Origin of the sequence: Frankia sp. Mgl5 (genome assembly GCF_023242985.1) — a bacterium.
In the GTDB taxonomy this organism is placed as follows: domain Bacteria; phylum Actinomycetota; class Actinomycetes; order Frankiales; family Frankiaceae; genus Parafrankia; species Parafrankia soli.
Genome location: NZ_JALKFY010000852.1, coordinates 17,875 through 35,098, shown reverse-complemented (window position 1 = coordinate 35,098; position 17,224 = coordinate 17,875). Strand labels below are relative to the sequence as shown.

General features: G+C 71.1%; 19 protein-coding genes and 1 pseudogene. 7 read left to right on the top strand and 13 right to left on the bottom strand.

Annotated features, from left to right (window positions below; all coding sequences use genetic code 11):
- Positions 1–66: 66 nt before the first annotated feature.
- The 5 genes and pseudogenes from MXD62_RS37465 to MXD62_RS37450 form a co-directional block, all read right to left on the bottom strand.
- Positions 67–429, bottom strand: coding sequence for a hypothetical protein (locus MXD62_RS37465; protein ID WP_248834052.1), 363 nt, complete (start codon positions 427–429; stop codon positions 67–69).
- Positions 430–1,036: 607 nt separating this feature from the next.
- A pseudogene (locus tag MXD62_RS41180) lies at positions 1,037–1,322 on the bottom strand (glyoxalase/bleomycin resistance/dioxygenase family protein); the annotation flags it as partial.
- Positions 1,297–1,659: a hypothetical protein gene (locus MXD62_RS37460; protein WP_248834051.1), complete on the bottom strand. Its 363-nt coding sequence runs from the start codon at positions 1,657–1,659 to the stop codon at positions 1,297–1,299. The gene MXD62_RS37460 and the pseudogene MXD62_RS41180, both read right to left, overlap by 26 nt.
- Positions 1,660–1,864: 205 nt before the next feature.
- Positions 1,865–2,476, bottom strand: coding sequence for a response regulator transcription factor (locus MXD62_RS37455; RefSeq protein ID WP_248834050.1), 612 nt, complete (start codon positions 2,474–2,476; stop codon positions 1,865–1,867).
- An 84-nt stretch (positions 2,477–2,560) separates the two neighbouring features.
- Complete coding sequence (locus MXD62_RS37450) at positions 2,561–3,466, bottom strand: VOC family protein (RefSeq protein ID WP_248834049.1); 906 nt, start codon at positions 3,464–3,466, stop codon at positions 2,561–2,563.
- A gap of 70 nt (positions 3,467–3,536) precedes the next feature.
- On the opposite strand from MXD62_RS37450, the gene MXD62_RS37445 reads away from it, so the two are divergent.
- Positions 3,537–4,391 carry a TIGR03619 family F420-dependent LLM class oxidoreductase gene (locus tag MXD62_RS37445; RefSeq protein ID WP_248834048.1) on the top strand — a complete coding sequence of 285 codons (855 nt, stop codon included), beginning with the start codon at positions 3,537–3,539 and terminating at the stop codon, positions 4,389–4,391.
- 283 nt (positions 4,392–4,674) lie between these two features.
- On the top strand, positions 4,675–5,895 hold the full coding sequence (locus MXD62_RS37440) for a transcriptional regulator (protein WP_248834047.1): 1,221 nt from the start codon (positions 4,675–4,677) through the stop codon (positions 5,893–5,895).
- A gap of 44 nt (positions 5,896–5,939) precedes the next feature.
- Here MXD62_RS37440 and MXD62_RS37435 read toward each other — a convergent pair whose 3' ends face one another.
- Positions 5,940–6,401 (bottom strand): hypothetical protein, encoded by a 462-nt coding sequence (locus MXD62_RS37435; protein ID WP_248834046.1) that lies wholly within the window; start codon positions 6,399–6,401, stop codon positions 5,940–5,942.
- Between the two features lie 713 nt (positions 6,402–7,114).
- On the opposite strand from MXD62_RS37435, the gene murI reads away from it, so the two are divergent.
- The 4 genes from murI (at position 7,115) to rdgB (ending at position 10,170) form a co-directional block, all read left to right on the top strand.
- Positions 7,115–7,945: a glutamate racemase gene (gene murI, locus MXD62_RS37430; RefSeq protein WP_020463103.1), complete on the top strand. Its 831-nt coding sequence runs from the start codon at positions 7,115–7,117 to the stop codon at positions 7,943–7,945.
- The gene (locus MXD62_RS37425; protein ID WP_071060429.1) at positions 7,942–8,688 is read left to right on the top strand and encodes an MBL fold metallo-hydrolase; all 747 of its coding nucleotides are present in this window, start codon (positions 7,942–7,944) and stop codon (positions 8,686–8,688) included. Before murI ends, MXD62_RS37425 begins: the two co-directional genes overlap by 4 nt.
- Positions 8,689–8,758: 70 nt before the next feature.
- On the top strand, positions 8,759–9,541 hold the full coding sequence (gene rph, locus MXD62_RS37420) for a ribonuclease PH (RefSeq protein ID WP_308301386.1): 783 nt from the start codon (positions 8,759–8,761) through the stop codon (positions 9,539–9,541).
- A complete protein-coding gene (gene rdgB / locus MXD62_RS37415; protein ID WP_248834045.1) occupies positions 9,538–10,170 on the top strand; it encodes an RdgB/HAM1 family non-canonical purine NTP pyrophosphatase in 633 nt (210 codons plus the stop codon). Before rph ends, rdgB begins: the two co-directional genes overlap by 4 nt.
- 103 nt (positions 10,171–10,273) lie before the next feature.
- Here rdgB and MXD62_RS37410 read toward each other — a convergent pair whose 3' ends face one another.
- The 7 genes from MXD62_RS37410 to MXD62_RS37380 all read right to left on the bottom strand — a co-directional run bounded on the left by MXD62_RS37410 (position 10,274) and on the right by MXD62_RS37380 (position 16,364).
- Positions 10,274–11,221, bottom strand: a complete 948-nt coding sequence (locus tag MXD62_RS37410) for a cysteine synthase (protein WP_248834044.1) — start codon at positions 11,219–11,221, stop codon at positions 10,274–10,276.
- A 22-nt stretch (positions 11,222–11,243) separates the two neighbouring features.
- On the bottom strand, positions 11,244–11,672 hold the full coding sequence (locus MXD62_RS37405; RefSeq protein ID WP_020463108.1) for a MoaD/ThiS family protein: 429 nt from the start codon (positions 11,670–11,672) through the stop codon (positions 11,244–11,246).
- Between the two features lie 275 nt (positions 11,673–11,947).
- Positions 11,948–12,352 carry a Mov34/MPN/PAD-1 family protein gene (locus MXD62_RS37400; protein ID WP_041256606.1) on the bottom strand — a complete coding sequence of 135 codons (405 nt, stop codon included), beginning with the start codon at positions 12,350–12,352 and terminating at the stop codon, positions 11,948–11,950.
- A 197-nt stretch (positions 12,353–12,549) separates the two neighbouring features.
- Positions 12,550–13,083, bottom strand: a complete 534-nt coding sequence (locus MXD62_RS37395; protein ID WP_071060419.1) for a DUF2017 domain-containing protein — start codon at positions 13,081–13,083, stop codon at positions 12,550–12,552.
- 50 nt (positions 13,084–13,133) lie between these two features.
- Positions 13,134–13,424, bottom strand: coding sequence for an ATP-dependent Clp protease adapter ClpS (clpS, locus tag MXD62_RS39990; protein ID WP_248834043.1), 291 nt, complete (start codon positions 13,422–13,424; stop codon positions 13,134–13,136).
- A gap of 670 nt (positions 13,425–14,094) precedes the next feature.
- On the bottom strand, positions 14,095–14,817 hold the full coding sequence (locus MXD62_RS37385) for an NUDIX domain-containing protein (RefSeq protein WP_368862509.1): 723 nt from the start codon (positions 14,815–14,817) through the stop codon (positions 14,095–14,097).
- Positions 14,818–14,942: 125 nt separating this feature from the next.
- Positions 14,943–16,364: a nicotinate phosphoribosyltransferase gene (locus tag MXD62_RS37380; protein WP_308301389.1), complete on the bottom strand. Its 1,422-nt coding sequence runs from the start codon at positions 16,362–16,364 to the stop codon at positions 14,943–14,945.
- A gap of 515 nt (positions 16,365–16,879) precedes the next feature.
- Between MXD62_RS37380 and MXD62_RS37375 the strand changes: the two genes are divergently transcribed.
- Complete coding sequence (locus MXD62_RS37375) at positions 16,880–17,074, top strand: hypothetical protein (protein ID WP_018504245.1); 195 nt, start codon at positions 16,880–16,882, stop codon at positions 17,072–17,074.
- Positions 17,075–17,224 lie beyond the last annotated feature (150 nt).

Genomic DNA, 17,224 nt, shown 5'->3' with positions numbered 1-17,224 from the left:
CCGCCGGCGCGCGGGCGCCCCCCCCCCCGGCCCCCCGGGCCCGTTGCACCCCTTGGTCCCGCCGGGTTATCGGGTCGGGATCGCCACGATCACGCTGGTGCCGATGTGCTGCGCCGTCGGCTGTACCTGCGGTCCGGGCGCGGGCTGGCGCAGGCCGATGAAGTATGTGACCACGCCCTCGAAGTCGCCACCCGACCGCACCTGGACAACATTGGTGGTCGCGCGGACCGGGAACAGGTTGCGCGGAGCCGTAGCCCTGCCCTCCTCGTCATGGGCCGCCGCATTGCGGAAGACCACCTTGACGAAGGACCGGCCCCGCACGGCGACGGGAAGGCCGGAGCCGTCCTGTATCAGTTCCGAGGCCGGCACGTACTGGACGGTGACCTCGGCGGGGGCGGCCAGCTGGAAGTGGAACCGGACGAGGTCCACGCGGGCACTGGCCGCGTGTGCCGTGCTGATGCCCGTCAGGACCGGTGTGACCGGTGTGACCGGTGCGCCCGGAGACACCGGTGTAGCCGGAGTTACCGTTGGCCCTCCGGCTCGCGCCGGAACCGCCATGAACAGCAGACCCAGGACCAGTGCGACTGTCGCACCAGAAATCGCGTGCGCCATCCTCATGATGCACCACCCATTCCTTTTTCCTGGAGCAGATAACACTGCTCTGGCGTGCGGACGGGCTGATCGGGTTGTCGGGTCGTCCGGCTGATCCTGATTGCCGGGAGAAATCCGCCGGGGACAAGGCCGGTCGGATCGGAGGAAGTCGGTTTCAGCTCGCTGGCCGGAAGTCGGATGGATGGTGAGTGGTGATGGATGTCGGCATGGGCCCACCCCCATTCGTTGTCGGCCAAGCATGCGCGAGCGCCGGGCGACCCGCCACCGCTGCCAGCCTTCGGCGACCACCCCACCGGCTTCCCACCGACCAGATCACCCGCACCGGGGCTTTACGTACGCAGAGTCGGTGCACGCAGTCGGCGACTGCTTCAGTCGAACTCGTTGTCCACGTCCGGGGGGACCCGAACCATTGCCCCACCCGTACTCTGCACCAGATATCGTGAACCCCGTATGGCAGCGCCTCACCCGGGTCCCGGAAACCGCAGCGTTCCAGGAGGGTCGGCCGCCCACCATTCCCATCCCACGAGAACCCGCCGGACGGCGAGTTGGTCCCGGCGGAGCACGGCGACGTCGATGTCGGAGTGCTCCCGGAACTGGTTACCCACAGCGAGTCCGATCGCGTATCCGCCGGCGATCCATCATGGAGCGGGAAACGCGGCGAAAATCGAGGCCACCTCGGCCGGGCTAGCGGGTTCCCAGTGCCCGGTCATGCGCGTGGGAGGCCCGTCGCAACGTCCAGAAGATCCAGTTACTGGATGCGGTTGACGAGGCGACGTCCCAGCCCTGCCCACCAAGTTTGCCGAGCTCCGCTACCACCTCGTTGTAGGAACCGGCCACCATCATCTCCCGGCCCCCGGGCAGGTTGATTCGGATGGAACCTTGGTCCCAGATCCATTCCATCGTCGCGAACTCGTTGCCGTGCATGATCCCCCCGATTCTTCTGGCCGTGGCAGCAGAATAGCGCGATCCGCATCCCATCTGGATCGATGGCCGCACCACGGCCATCGCCACGTGCATCTGTCCTGGTGAGCGGGTCACCGGCTCCACCGCTCTTCCTCGACCACTTCCACGGTTCAGGCCGGGTCGTCGAGGACGACCACAGCCTGGCAGGCTCCCTCGTCGCCTTCCCCTCGCCGTCCCAGCCACGCGTCACCTAAATCCACTTAGCCGGGCTACAACAGCCCAGGACGACCCATGGTGATTTTCCGGCGCTTTCTGACGGACGATTCGTAGCCCAGCACTTGACGTCCGCTCACATGCGGGCACAGAACTGGAGCTTTTCCAGGATGTTCCTGATATGGTTTTTCACCGTGTTCTCGCTGATCAACAGGCGGCGCGAGATTTCCTGGTTCGCGCGCCCCTCGACCATGAGCTTGAGAACATCCAACTCACGAACGGTAAGGTGTGGCATTGCCGGCGACTTTTCCGAGCGTGCCGTGGCGGCGAATTCGTTCATGACCCGCGATGCCACGCTCGGACCGATGATGCTCGCCCCGTTGTGAACCGACCGGACGGCTGCAGTGAGCTCGCCCATCGACCGCGGCTTCAACAGGTAGCCCACGGCACCCGCCCTGACGGCACCGAAAAGGTGGGCCTCATCGTCACTCGTCGTCAATATCAGGATCCGCACGACTGAAAGAGCACGCTTGAGCGCACTCACTGCCCGAATGCCATCTTCGTAGGGCGCTTCGACGTCCACCAGCGCAACATCCGGGCGGGATTCGGAGGCGAGCGTCACGGCCGCCGGGCTGTTCACCGCGCTGCCCACGACCTCGATGTCGGCCTCGGCCGCCAGCGCCGCTTCCAGATCGCGGCGGGAAAGCGCGTGGTCGTCGACGACAACGACACGAATCGGCGCGGACACGGGAGCATCCTAAAGCAGGTAGTCGGGCGAATCAGCGCGTTCGGCGCGCGCCCGGCCAGGTTGACGCAGGCGGGCGACGGCGACTCAGCCCACTACCTGGACGTCGACCGCGTGGCCTTCCGGGTCCTGGAGCACATGACGGCCCGGCGTGAGTTGCCTATCACCCAGGTCCGCTCGCCGTACCGTGAGTCCGATCCGGACCCGTCCCGTCGGCCCCCGGGCTCCTGCCGGGTAGAGCTCGAGAACAGCTCCGTCGGCGAAGGTGGCGGCGTAGTGGTCGGGGCCGGTCCCATGACGCTCCCGCCTGAACTCCAGACCGAGATCTTGGTAGAACTCGTGACAGGCGGAGAGGTCGGAGCAGTACAGGACGATCAGATCTATCTTTGCGTCCGGGGAGAGCCGCCGCTGCCAGGGGTGGGTGGCGGCGAGTGCGTCGCTGAGCCATCGTCGCCGATCTGTTGCCAGCAGCGGAAGCACGGCAGCGAAGTCAATCTCGTCTTTCGGGCGTGACGCCTGGGACTTGTAAAGGAGCTGCACCTCCGGCGCGATATAGGGGATGCCCGTGGGGCCGGCGTGTCCGAGCGAGGAGACCGGACGCCGGATCCGGGGATCACGCCGCGACACCCAGTCCGTCCCGGCGGCTTCCTCCAGCATGACCTGGATCCGCCACGGCCCATCGGGAGTTCGCCTGCACCAGATGTCGTGGATGCCGAACGGCAGCGTCTCGCCCGGCTCCCAGCGCCGTAGTGCGCCGGGAGGATCGGCGGCCCACCATTCCCACCCGACCAGGACCCGCTGGACGGCCAGCTGGTCCCGGCGGAGCACGGCGACGTCGATGTCGGAGTGCCCGCGGAACTGGTGACCTACCGCGAGTTCGATCGCGTATCCGCCGGCGATCCACCACGGGGCGGGAAAGGCGGCGAAGATCGAAGCCGTTTCGGTCAGGCCTGCGGGTTCCCAGTGGTCCAAGGGGCTGTCGGCCCGTGTCACAGGTCGTTGCCTTCTTCCCGGTCTTCCCGTGTCCGGGCGTCTCTGCGCTGACAGGGCGTAGTCTGCCCCGATGAAGTTCGGACTGCACCTCGGCGGGGTCAACCCTCGGTTGTGGAACGAGGTCACGGAGGAGGCGGATCGCCTCGGGTTCGAGTCGATCTGGGTTCCTGAGCACCTCGTCGTGCCGGTCGTCTCGGCGGGCAGCCCGCACCAGGGATCGGATCATCCGCCGATCCCGTCCAACGTCCCGATCTTCGACGCGCTGGCGCTCCTCAGCCACCTGGCGGCGCGGACGACGCGGATCCTGCTCGGCACGAACGTCTACAACATCGGCCTGCGGCATCCGTTCGTGACGGCGCGGGCGGCGACGACCGTGGACATTCTCTCCGGCGGGCGGCTCGCGCTCGGGATCGGCGCGAGCTGGCTCCGCTCGGAGTGGGAGGCGGTCGGTCTCGACTTCGACCGTCGCGGCCCACGGGTGGACGAGACCATCGAGGTGTGCCGTCGGCTGTGGAGCGAGGACGTCGTCGAGCACCACGGCGAGTTCTTCGACTTCGGGGCGGTCGCGTTCGAGCCCAAGCCGGTTCAGCGGCCGGGCCCGGCGCTGCACATCGGTGGGGACGGGCCGGCGGCCCTCCGCCGCGCCGCGACCGTGGGAACCGGCTGGATGCCGATGAACCACAAGCTCGCCGACCTGCCCGGCTCGCTGGCCCGGCTCGCGGAGCTGGCTGAGCGCGCGGGGCGCACCACCCCCGTCGAGGTCACGTTCAACGGCGAGGTGAGCCGTCCGTCCGACGTCACGCCCTACGCCGAGGCCGGCGTCACCCGCCTGATCGTCCGGCCGTGGACCCGTTCCCGCGAGGCGATCGACGGGATGCGACGATTCGCCGACGAGGTCCTCGGCCCGCTCCAGGACACCGACTGACCCGGCGACGGATGCGCGGGGCTGGCCGCCGCGCGGCGAAGTGAGTTGTCGCAGCCTCTCCATATACCGCCGGATACCGCCGGGACGACTTGCTTCGGACGAGATACCCGAACGGGACCCCCGGGCGAGGCGGCGCCTGCGCGAGGCACGTGCGGCCGGTCGTCTGACGGGTTCGCCACGGGCTGACGGCGCTCTCATTGTCATCAGCCGCCACCGGAAGGTTCCCGGGAACGGGGCTGGACGGCTGGCCGGGACGTGGAGGCGTGAGGGACGGGTGAGGCGGATGTCCGAGGGAGCTTCCGGCGGCATGACGGCGGACGAGCGGGAGTGGCTGCGGGTCCGGGGCGAGCTGAAACGGCGGCGGCACCCGCTCGCCGTCCTGGCGGCACAGGAGTACCCGCCGGACGCGCGGGTCGCCGGCACGCCGCTGCTGGCGGCACCGGGGTGGATCCCGCCGGAGCCGGTGCCGATCGACTCGGTGGTGATCGACCTCGACCCGGGTCGGGAGCAGCCCGGCGGGCTGACCGGGCGGGAGCCGGTGAGTGAGGGCATCCGGCCACTGCGCGCGGATGGCAGCCGCTACGGCGGCTACGCGGCGGCGGTGGCCCACCTGGACCCGCCGGCGCTGTTCGTCGATCTCCCCACCTACCGGCTGTACGACGCCGACCTGGCACTGCCGGGGGCGTGCGGCACCCTGTCGTTCGGGCTCGGCAGCTATTTCGACGGGCTCGACGTCGGCGAGGCCTGCGCGCACGAGTACGCGGCCGCCACGCAGGGCGCGGAGGGTCTTCCTGTGCGGCGGGCGGTGGGCATGCCCTGGGAGCTTCACCGGCGGCCGGCGAGCATGGCCATCAGCACCCTGACGATCCGCCGGGATCGCCGGACGGGGACGGCGACCGTGCTCCTCCACCGCCGGGACCCGGCGAAGGTGGGTCACGCCGGTGGTCTGCTGCAGGTGGTGCCGGTCGGAGTGTTCCAGCCCTCCGGGCCGGCGGAGTGGAACATCCGCAACGACTTCGACCTGTGGCGTTCGATCACCCGCGAGTACTCCGAGGAGCTGCTGGGCACGGCCGAGGAGTACGGCAGCGACACACGGCCCATCGACTACGGGCGCTGGCCGTTCGCGGCGGATCTGGCCGCGGCCCGGCAGTCGGGCGCGGTGCGGGTGTCCGTGCTCGGGCTCGGTGTGGACCCGCTGACCTTCGCCACCGACCTTCTCACCGTCGCGGTCTTCGACGCGCCGGCCTTCGACGAGCTGTTCGCCGGCCTCGTCGGCACGAACGCGGAGGGCGAGAACCTCGCGCGGTTGGACGCCTCCAGGCCAGCCGTCTCTGAGCCCGACCGCGCCGACACCGCCACCGGCCCGCGACCAGAACGCCGGACCCCGGGGATCCCCTTCACCGAGCGGACCGTTGATCGGCTGGTCCACCACGAACCGATGCAGGCCGCCGGCGCCGCCCTCATCGCTCTCGCCTGGCGCCACCGGCGCCACCTGCTGGGCTGACTCCGCCGCTGGGCTGGACCCGCCTCACCAGCTGGACTGGCGGCTCACCAACTGGACACGCCGAAGCCGTACGAGGCGCCGCCGGTCGACGAGGAGCCGTCATGCCCGCGCACGCGCCGGCGTCCCTGCCCGCTGCCGGGACGTCCGACGGACCAGTCCTCGTCGGCGCCGTCACCGTCGCCGTCACCCGCGTCGGGGCCGTCCCCGCCGGCGTAGTCCCAGCTCGACGACCACGCCTCCGGCTGCCACTCCGAGGACGACGACCACTCCGCGTCGCGGTCGCGGTCGAACGAGCCCCCGCCGGCCGGAAGCGGACGGATGGACGCGACGACGGATCCGATGACCCGCGGGACCACAAGCCAGGCAGTGATGTTGACCCCCAGGACGACGACGAAGATCATTGCGACCAACCACACCCATGCCGACGGCATCGGGACGGTGTGCATCAACATCCCCCCGAGGGCGATGCCGAAAACACCGACCGCCTCCACCCTCAACCGCGCCACGATGCCTTCCTACGCCTCGGACGGGGCCGGTGGGGTGGATCGACGCCAAGCCGACAGTGCCACCGAGAGACGGCGCCGCAGGTCAGCGGCACTACGGACCAAAATCGCCAGGTCCACGGACAGTGGGCCGACCGGCCGCCTCGCACCGGGCCGACCGGCCACCCCGCCACGGGCCGGCCGTGCCCGACCCGCAGCTCAGCGACCACACGGACCCAGGCCGCCGCGTTGGCCGCCGCAGCGGCCGACCACCACTCTCGGGGGTACCGGGGCATGATCGAGGATGCGACTGGGGTGTCGCGGGCCGGGGACGGATTGGAACGACCCGGACACCTCAGTCGCGTCCTCAACCTACCTGCTCGATAGCTTTTAGTCACTGATCGATTACAGGCAGTTCTAGACTACACCCTGTTTGCTGCCCCTGTCCCCGTATGGAGTACCCACCTGAACGCGCCGGGCGACCATCGGGAGGGGTTTGGAGACGGGCAGCTGCCGTCCCGGAGAGATCGGTCACGATGACACGTCGAACGGTTCGTCCTTACGCTGTCCGGCGAGGCACTGCCGGGCCGGCGCGGCCTGGCGGAATGCCGGGGATGCGAAGGCCGTCCCGCGGCGGCGGGCATGTCCGCGACGAGACGTCTGTCCGGGATCGGACATTGGTTTCGTGATGACAGCCACAGGGTGAGCAGCAGGTTTCCGGCTTAGTCTCATCGCTCATGAGCGGCGCGCCCATCGGGGTGTTCGACAGTGGAGTCGGCGGTCTCACCGTTGCGCGCGCGATCCTGGACCAGCTGCCAGGAGAGTCGCTGCTCTACATCGGCGACACCGCGCACGCCCCCTACGGGCCGCGGCCGATCGCCGAGGTGCGCCGGTACGCCCTCGCCGCACTGGACGAACTCGTCTCCGCGGGTGTGAAACTTCTCGTCATCGCGTGCAATTCCGCGAGCGCGGCATGCCTGCGCGATGCCCGGGAACGCTACGACGTACCGGTGGTCGAGGTCATCGTGCCCGCGACCCGCCGTGCCGTCGCGGCAACACGGAGTGGTCGAGTGGGAGTCATCGGAACGGTCGCCACGATCACCAGCCGGGCCTACGAGGACGCCTTCGCGGCGGCCGCGGGCACCGAGCTGGTCAGCGTGGCGTGCCCGGCCTTCGTCGACTTCGTCGAGCGCGGCATCACGTCCGGCCGGCAGTTGCTGGGACTCACCGAGGCGTATCTGGCACCGTTGCAGGAAGCCGACGTGGACACAGTGATTCTCGGATGCACCCACTATCCACTGTTGACCGGCGTCATCGGTCTCGTCATGGGAGAGGGCGTCACACTGGTGAGCAGCGCCGAGGAGACGGCCAAGGACACCTACCGGGTGCTCGCCCGCGACGGCCTCTTCCGCGACCCCGACCTGCCGCCCCCGGCGCATCGCTTCCTGACCACCGGTGATCCCGCCGCGTTCGCGCGGGTGGGCCGCCGTTTCCTGGGCCCCGAGATCACGGCGGTGAGCATCGCCCCGGCGGCGGCCCCCCGGCAGGCACAGGCGGTAGGACGATGAAACTGACGATCCTGGGCTGTTCCGGCACCTACCCGGGCCCCGCTTCGGCCTGCTCCTCCTACCTGATCGAGGACGAGGGCTTCCGGCTCGTCCTCGACGCCGGCAACGGCTCCATGGGTGAGCTGCAACGGCACTGCGACATCCGGGACGTCGACGCGGTGCTGCTGAGCCACCTGCACGGCGACCACTGCCTCGACCTGGTCGCGACGTCCTACGCCCGGCGCTACCACCCGGAGGGGATGCCACCCAAGCTCCCGGTGTACGGGCCGATCAACACCCAGGAGCGGCTGTGCGGCGCGTTCGAGCGCTGGCCGGACGACTCCCTGGCCGACATCTACGACTTCCGCACGATCGGTCCCGGCCGCCTGCACGTCGGGCCGTTCGCCATCGACCTGGCCCGGGTCGCGCACCCGATCGAGGCCTACGGGGTGCGGGTGACGGCCGGCGGGAAGACGCTCACCTACTCCGGCGACACCGGGGTGTGCGACCGGCTCGTCCGGCTGGCCCACGACAGCGACCTGTTCCTGTGCGAGGCGTCGTTCCTCGACGGCGAGGACAACCCGCCCGACCTGCACCTGACCGGCAAGGACGCCGGTGAGCACGCGACCCGCGCCGGTGTCGGGCGGCTGGTGCTGACCCACCTCGTGCCCTGGGGCAACGTGGAACGCACCCACGGCGAGGCCGCGGACGCGTTCGACGGCGATCTGACGCTCGCGAGCACCGGCACCTCCTACGAGATCTGAGCACGCCTGAGCACGTTCGCGGGCCGTCCGGCGCAACCCCGGCCGGCCTGCGCCGATAGGGTCTCCTCCCGTGATCAGAGTCGATGGCAGAACCACGGACCAGCTCCGCGACGTGACGATCGAGCGGGGCTGGCAGGAGCACGCGGAGGGGTCGGCGCTGATCTCCGCCGGCCGGACCAGGGTGCTGTGCGCGGCCTCCGTCACCGAGGGGGTGCCCCGGTGGCGCAAGGGCAGCGGCCTGGGCTGGGTGACGGCCGAGTACTCGATGCTGCCGCGAGCCACGCACACCCGCAACGACCGGGAGTCCGTCCGCGGGCGGATCGGCGGGCGGACCCACGAGATCTCCCGGCTGATCGGGCGCAGCCTGCGGGCCGCGATCGACCTGAAGGCCCTCGGCGAGAACACCATCGCCATCGACTGTGACGTGCTGCTCGCCGACGGCGGCACCCGCACGGCCGCGATCACCGGCGCCTACGTGGCGCTCGCCGACGCCTGCCGGTGGCTGGGACGTCCCGCGGCGATCGTCACCAGTGTCTGCGCGGTCAGCGTCGGCGTGGTCGGCGGCGTGCCCATGCTCGACCTCGCCTACACCGAGGACTCGACCGCCGACACGGACATGAACGTCGTCCGCACCGGCTCGGGTGGCTTCGTCGAGGTCCAGGGGACGGCCGAGGGCACCCCGTTCGAACGGTCGACGCTCGACGAGCTGCTCGACCTCGCCGTGGCCGGCTGCACCCGCCTGACCGAGATCCAGAACGCCGCGCTGGCCGCCCCGCCGGCCGCCGGCCCGCCCGCCCCGGAACGCGCCGGCGCCGGCAATGGCAGTGGCGGGAAGGGCGCGGGGTCACGGTGAGCGCGGTGCCACGCCAGGTCGTGCTCGCCAGCCGCAACGAGGCGAAACTGGCCGAGCTGGGCCGCATCCTCGCCGCGACCGGGCTGGGCGTCGACGTCGTCGCGCTGCCCGACGGCCCCGAGGTGCCCGAGACAGGTTCGACCTTCGCCGAGAACGCCCTCATCAAGGCACGCGCCGCCGTGGCCGCGACGGGTCTCGCGGCGATCGCCGACGACTCCGGGCTCACCGTGGACGAGCTCGCCGGGATGCCCGGGGTGCGCTCGGCGCGCTGGTCCGGGATCCGTGACGGAAGCCGGGCCGACCGGGACGCCGCCAACAACGCCCTGCTGCTGGCCCAGCTCGACGACGTCGACGACGAGGAGCGGCGCGGCGCGGCGTTCGTGTGCGCCGCGGCACTGGTCACCCCGGACGGCCTCGAGCACGTCGTCTACGGCACCCTGCGGGGGCGGCTGCTCACCCGGGCACGGGGCACGGGGGGCTTCGGCTACGACCCGTTGTTCGTCGCCGAAGGCTCGACCCGGACCAACGCCGAGCTCACAGCGGACGAGAAGGACCTGATCAGCCATCGGGGCCGGGCGCTACGCAGCCTCGCCGCGTTCATCGGCACGCTGGCGCCGCCTCCACGCTGAAACGGCGTGCGACCGCGGCCCCGGGCGGCCCGGCGCCGCGGTCGCACGCCAGCACCGCCCCGCGCCGATGGGCCAGAACGGGGCGGGGCTCGCGGCTACGCGCTCAGGCCCAGAGCTGCCCCTCGAGCGCGGCCTCGGCCTCGGCGAGCGTGCCGGCGTACGCACCGGTCGACAGGTACTTCCAACCACCGTCGCAGACGATGAAGGCGATGTCGGCCCGCCGTCCCTCCCGCACCGCGCGGTCGGCCTGCGCGAGGGCGGCGTGCAGGATCGCCCCCGTCGAGATCCCGGCGAAGATCCCCTCCTGCTGGACGAGCTCGCGCGTGCGGCGCAGCGCGTCCCGGGGGCCGACCGAGTACCGCGAGGTCAGCACCGAGGCATCGTAGAGCTCCGGGACGAAGCCCTCGTCGATGTTGCGCAGCCCGTAGACGAGCTCGCCGTACCGCGGCTCGGCCGCGACGATCACGACGTCGGGCTTGTGCTCCCGCAGGTAGCGACCGGTACCCATCAGTGTCCCGGTGGTGCCGAGCCCCGCCACGAAATGGGTGATACCCGGCAGGTCCTCCAGGATCTCCGGGCCGGTCGTCTCGTAGTGCGCCTGCGCGTTCGCCGGGTTGCCGTACTGGTAGAGCATCACCCAGTCCGGGTGCTCCGCCGCCAGCCGCTTGGCCACCGCGACCGCCTCGTTCGAGCCGCCGGCCGCCGGGGACGAGACGATCTCGGCCCCCCACATCTGGAGCAGCTGGCGGCGCTCCACGGAGGTGTTCTCCGGCATCACGCAGATCAGCCGGTACCCCTTCTGGCTGCAGACCATCGCCAGCGAGATCCCGGTGTTGCCGGACGTGGGCTCGAGGACGGTCGCGCCCGGGGTGAGCAGGCCTCGCTTCTCCCCGTCCGCGATCATCCACAGTGCCGCCCGGTCCTTGATCGAACCGGTGGGGTTGTCCTGTTCCAGCTTCGCCCAGAGTCGGACCTCCGCAGAGGGAGACAACCGAGGCAGTCCGACCAGCGGGGTTCGGCCTACCGAGTCCACCAGGGAGTCGTAACGCATGAGTAGGGACCTGCCGCCCTGATCAGAAGAGCCGGGTAGCCATGCCGGACGAGATCGGCACCCGAGCGCAGCCGCCGGCTAGGTCGTCGGCAGCAAAGTCAACGGTGGCGGAGCCACCGGCGACGGCGGGGAGAATAGTCACCTCACCCAAAGTCGCCGGTACGGTGGCGGAGCCACCGGCGACGGCGGGGAGAATAGTCACATTGTCGCCGTCGCTGAGCTTGGCGTCGAGGCTGCCCAGGAAGCGGACGTCCTCGTCGTTGACGTAGATGTTGACGAAGCGGTGGAGCTCGCCGTCACCCTCGCCGGAGATCAGCCGCCCGCGCAGCCCGGGGTGCCGGGAGTCGAGGTCGTGGAAGAGCGCCGCGAGCGTGTCGCCCGTGCCCTCGACCAGCTTGGCGCCTCCCGTGTAGCTGCGCAGGATCGTCGGCACACGGACCTGGACTGCCATGGTGCTCCTTCCTCTGGTGCCGCCGGCGGGTCCGCCGCGGCGCGCCGCCCGGCGTGGGCGGTGGTACTGCATCGGTACTGCGTCATCATCGGTACTGCGTCATCGGTACTGCAGGCCATCGGTGCTGCGGGGCGTCGGTTCCGCAGGCGTCGGTTCCGCGGGGCCGTCGGTGCCGCCCGGCAGGTCACGGGCTCGCGCGACCGGATGCCCTTCGCTCACAGGCATCCCACCACGCGCGTCCGTCGCCGCCGCTCTATGAGAACGTCACATGGGCGTCAGAGGATTTCCACGGGTTCCTCGGTGACCTCACCGTCCGCGATCCGGAAGGAGCGGAACTCGATCGTCTCTGGATCCCGCGTCGAGGCGAGGACGTAGTGCGCCTCGGGGTACCCCGCGATGGAGATGTCGGTGCGCGACGGGTACGCCTCCGTGGCGGTGTGGGAGTGGTAGATCACGACCGGATCCTCGTCGCGGTCGAACATCTCGTTCCACACCTTGATCTGCTCGGCCGGGTCGAACTCGTAGAAGGTGGGTGAGCGTGCGGCGTTGACCATCGGGATGTGACGCTCCGGCCGATCCGAGCCCTCGGGCCCGGCGATGACGCCGCACGCCTCGTCGGGATGGTCGCGGCGGGCATGGGCGACGATCGCCTCGTAGTGGGTTCGGTCGATGCGCAGCACGCGACAACCGTACGACGCGAACGGGCCGGATCGGGCGTCCATGTGAACACAGACCTGACCACGACCGGCTCGCACCAGGTTACGGCGCCGGGGAACCGCCCCACTTCGGGACCGGATGCACCGGTCCGGACCGGGCCCGGTTCGGGTCAGGGCCCGGGACCGGCCTCGGGCCCTGACCCGAACCGGCCTGGCTCGGCCTAGAGCAACGCCCGGGTGAGCTCGTCGAGCAGCTCGGTCAGGAACGCGTAGACCGCGGCGATCGGCCGGCGCGGATCCTCAGGCGTGAGATTCTCCAGCTCGGCGGTCGACTCGTCGTCGGTGAGACCGAGCCGCGTGCCGAGCACCAGCCGCAGGTCGTTGAGGACGGTCAGCCAGTCCTGCGCCGCGTCCTCGTCGAGCACCAGGACGGCACCGGGCGCCGGCACGGCCGCCAGCACGCGCCGGGCCGCGTCGCGCTTACGGGCCAGGGCCTCGTCGGTGCGCCGACGCCGGAAGTCCCCGGAGGCCAGCGGGTCGTCCGGGTAGGGGTCGGGCAGCAGCCGCGCGACCGCGGGATCCTCCGGGGGCGGCGGGGCGGTGTCGCGCAGCCCGACGAGCGCCTCCAGCGGATCATCGACCGGCGGCGCCTCCAGCAACGCGTCGACCTGACCCAACAGCTCGGTGAGCAGGGACGACTCGAGCCGGGGCAGCCGCAGCTCGATCCCGGCCCTGGTGCGCCGGAACCCGTTCACACGCCTCCGCTCCCGATCATCAGCTCCCGATCACGTTCAGCCCGCGACGTTCAGTCCTGGGCGATGGTGGCCCACAGGCCGTAGGTGTGCAGCCGCTCCGCCGCGGCCTCCATCTCCTCCCGGGTGCCGGACGCCACCGTCGCCCGCCCCTTGTGATGGACGTCGAGCATGAGCTTGGTCGCCTTCCGCTCGCTGTACCCGAAGAGCTTGCGGAAGACGTACGTCACGTAGGACATGAGGTTGATCGGGTCGTTCCAGACGATGGTCACCCAGAGGCGATCGTCTTCGAGGGAGTCCTCGACGTCCTCGACGTCAACCGGAGACACGGCAGTGACGGACACGACGTCTATTGTTACGCCTCCCGATCGGGACTTCACGGGGACCGGCCCTGCGTCGCGCACGGTCACAACGGACACCGCTGTGATCTCCGGAACGACGGACACCGTGGTCCCGGCCGCACCAGGCCCGCGCCGCAGGCCCGACCCCGCCCGACACCCGTGATCACCGCCACGCAGCACCGCCAGCCCAGCCCGCCCCGATACCGACAGTCGCCGCGCACCCACCCCCACCCCCAGCGCGGCGCGGCCGGTCCCCGTGGCCCGGGCGCCCGGCGCGGCGTCGCCCGGCAGGCGCCGCTCTGCGGGAACAGTTCGGAGGGCTGGAGTCCGGGCACGGCGGGTCGCGATCCCCGTCGCGAAGCAAACAGCGCGGACGGTCCGCGGACCATGCGGAGCGACCGTCTCAGTCGGAGCATGGACCACTCGGAGCAACGGACTCACCCTGAGACCGGAGCAAACGCGCGGAGACGGGGAGCAAACAGGGCGGAGCACCCGGCCCGCGAACACCCCGGCGATGCGAGACCCCGGCGATGAGCCCGGGTCCCGAACCTCCTGATGCCAGGTCCCGGGGAAGCACCCGGCTCGCAAGCCCGGACCCTCATGCACGCCAGGACAGGGAGCTCCGGCGACCCCAAAGGCGCCGGAACCGACTGGATCGGCTGTTGGTGGGCGTCTAGACCGAGCGGCGGAGTAGCGGGGGGTGTAGGGCGGTCGCGGAGCCGAGGCGGTAGAGCTCGGCTGGACGGCCGCCGCCGCGTGGGGAGGCCCGCTGGCCGACCGCGACGACGAAGCCCGGGGTGGAGAGCACCTTGCGCCGGAAGTTGGGCGGATCCAGGACCACGCCCCAGGCAGCCTCGTACACCCGGCGCAGGTCGGCCAGGGTGAACGGCTCCTCGCAGAAGGCGGCCGCCAGCGACGTGTACTCGAGTTTGCCGCGCGCCCGCTCGACTCCGTCCGAGACGATCTGCGGATGGTCGAAGGCCAGGGTAGGACCGTCCGGGGAGCCCAGGTCCTCGACCGGCCACCAGCGGGCCTGCGGTCCGTCCCCGCTCGCGGTGGGTTGCGGGAGGTTCGGCAGCAGGGCCAGGTAGGCGACGCTGACGACCCGGGTCCGCGGGTCCCGGGTCGGGCAGCCGTAGGTGCGCAGCTGCTCGAGGTGGCCGGCGGTGGTCACCCCGGTCTCCTCGGCGAGCTGGCGCAGCGCGGAGGAGTCGAGGTCCTCGTCCGGTCCGACGAAGCCGCCGGGCAGCGCCCAGCAACCGCGGAACGGCTCGCTGTCGCGCTGGATGACAAGGACGCACAGCCGTCCGGCGCGCAGGGTCAGCAGGACGACGTCGACGCTGACGGCGACGGCCGGTATCCGGGCCTGGTCGCCGCCAGTCGCGCCGGACGTCACGTTCGCCGACGAGACGGAGGCCACCGGTCAAGTCTGGCCGTCCGCCCCGGCACCCGCGCCGGCACCCCTCTTCCCGACAGGCGTGCCGGCGCGGCCCCTGTCCGCGGTGCCCGCGGCTTCACCGGTCAGAAGGAGGTCCGCGGCTCCGCCGCTGCGACCACGACCGGCAGGCATGGACGTCCGAAGGAGACCTCGCGCGCGCCGGCCGGTAGGGACTCCAGGGCGAGCCGGTGGTGCTCCCGGGCCCGGGCGACTCCGGCCGCGCCGACGAGCGTGTCCGCGACGAGCTGGCCGCCGCGCATCAGGGGGACGAGGAGATGGCGGTCCCGGCGCCCCACAGCCCCGTCCAGCGCCTCTCCGCCAGGTACGCGGACAGCGGACGCACCGGCGGCGGGCCGCGGGGCGGCGGAGCGGTCGAGGGGTGCTCTGGGGATGACCAGGTCGGCGACGGCCAGTCCGTTCGGGCCCAGGCGGCGCAGGACGTCCTTGCGCCCGCCGCGGCTGCGCTTGCCCACAGAAGTCTTGACGACCGGCTCACCGTCGACCTCGACGAGTTTGTAGACGAAGCCGGCGGTGGGTGCGCCCGACCCGGTCACCAGGTTGGTGCCCACGCCGTAGCCGTCGACGGGGGCCGAGGCCAGGCGGGCGATCGAGTGCTCGTCGAGGTCGCCGGTGACGATGATCCGGGTGGACTCGGCGCCGAGCTGGTCGAGCTGGGTGCGGGCCGCCCGGGCGCCGCCGGCGAGGTCCCCGCTGTCGATGCGGATCGCCCCGAGCTCGCTGCCCGCCGCGGCCACGGCGTTGGCGATCCCGGTCGGAATGTCGTAGGTGTCCACCAGCAGGGTCGTGCCGGCGCCGAGTGCCGCGACCTGGGCCGCGAACGCCGCCGCCTCGTCGTCGTGCGCGAGGGTGAAGGCGTGCGCGCTCGTGCCCGCGCTGGGCACGCCGTAGCGGCGCGCCGCCTCCAGGTTGGACGTCGCGGTGAAGCCGACGAGGTAGGCGGCCCGCGCGGCGGCGACCGCGGCCTGCTCGTGGGTACGCCGGCCACCCATCTCTATGCACGGCCGGTCGCCGGCGGCGGCGACCATGCGGCTGCCGGCGGCGGCGATGGCGCTGTCGTGGTTGAGCACCGACAGGACGAGGGTCTCCAGCAGGACGCACTCGGCGAACGTGCCCTCCACCACGAGGACGGGGGTGTCGGGCAGGAAGGGCTCGCCCTCGGCGAACCCGTCGACGTCGCCGCGGAACTGGTAGGAGGCCAGCCAGTCGGCCGTGTCGGGATCCACGACGCCGGTCGCGGACAGGTGGTCGATCTCGGCCGGGCCGAACCGGAAGTCGGCGAGCGCGGCGAGCAGGCGCCCGGTTCCGGCCATGACTCCGAAGCGACGGCCGGCGGGCAGGGACCGGGTGAAGACCTCGAAGACCGCTCTGCGTTCGGCCGCGCCGGAGCGCAGAGCCGCCCGCAGCATGGTCAACTCGTAGTGATCGGTCAGAAGCGCCGTGGACATCCGGAACAGGGTAGGGACGACAGGCTTCCGGTGCACCACATCGGACGAACCCGCGGGCCGCGGCGGGTGGCCGGTCGCGGCCCGGATGGCGGCGGTCGCGGGGGCGGGTGGCGGCACGTGACGGGCAGGAACGTGCGCGGGGCCTAGGGACGAGGGCGGGGTAGCCCTCGGGGTGGCCGCGGGGTAGTCCATCAGGCCCGGCGGGGTGGTCCGCCGACAGGGGGTCGGGTAGTCCTCGGGTGCGTGGCCGGGCCGATGGCGGTGCGGCCGGCCGGGCGGGCACCCCTAGGCCGTCGAGCGGCTGACCCGGGCTGCCGAGTGCGGGGCCTTGTGTACCCCGGTGGGCAGGTGGGTATGCCTGAGAGCGGCCCCGAACACCTAAGAGGCTATGTGATTCACATCACGCCTCCTACTTACTCAGCGTAATCAAGAACGCCCGAGCAGGGGCTCTGTGATCGACACCAGGACACGGAATCCGCCCGTTACGCGCGACATCGCGAGTACCCACCCCGTTACTGTCCCGAGAACCCCTCGGCCATGAGATCGTCCTGGGCGTGGATCGTAGCTATGCCGGGGTTTTCCTCGTTGTCGTCGGCGGCGCGCTGCTTGCGCTTCTGGTGATCGGCGGGCGCGCGGGGCGCGGCCTGCTCCGCGACGTGTGGGGGCGAATGGGCCTGCTGCGCTGGGTCTTTGCGTTGATCGTCGTGGTCGTCTTCCTTGATCTGGCGGACGGGATCCCGAACCGGTGATCGCCGACGAGCGCTTCGGGGGCGGCAAGAAGTGCCCCCGGTGGCCAAGATGTGCTCCCCCGAGATTTCCCGGCGGACGCCCGCCGAGACGGCGGAACGTCGCGCTACGAGTTCGCCATGTCCCCGAGCCATTGACAGCAAGTACATACG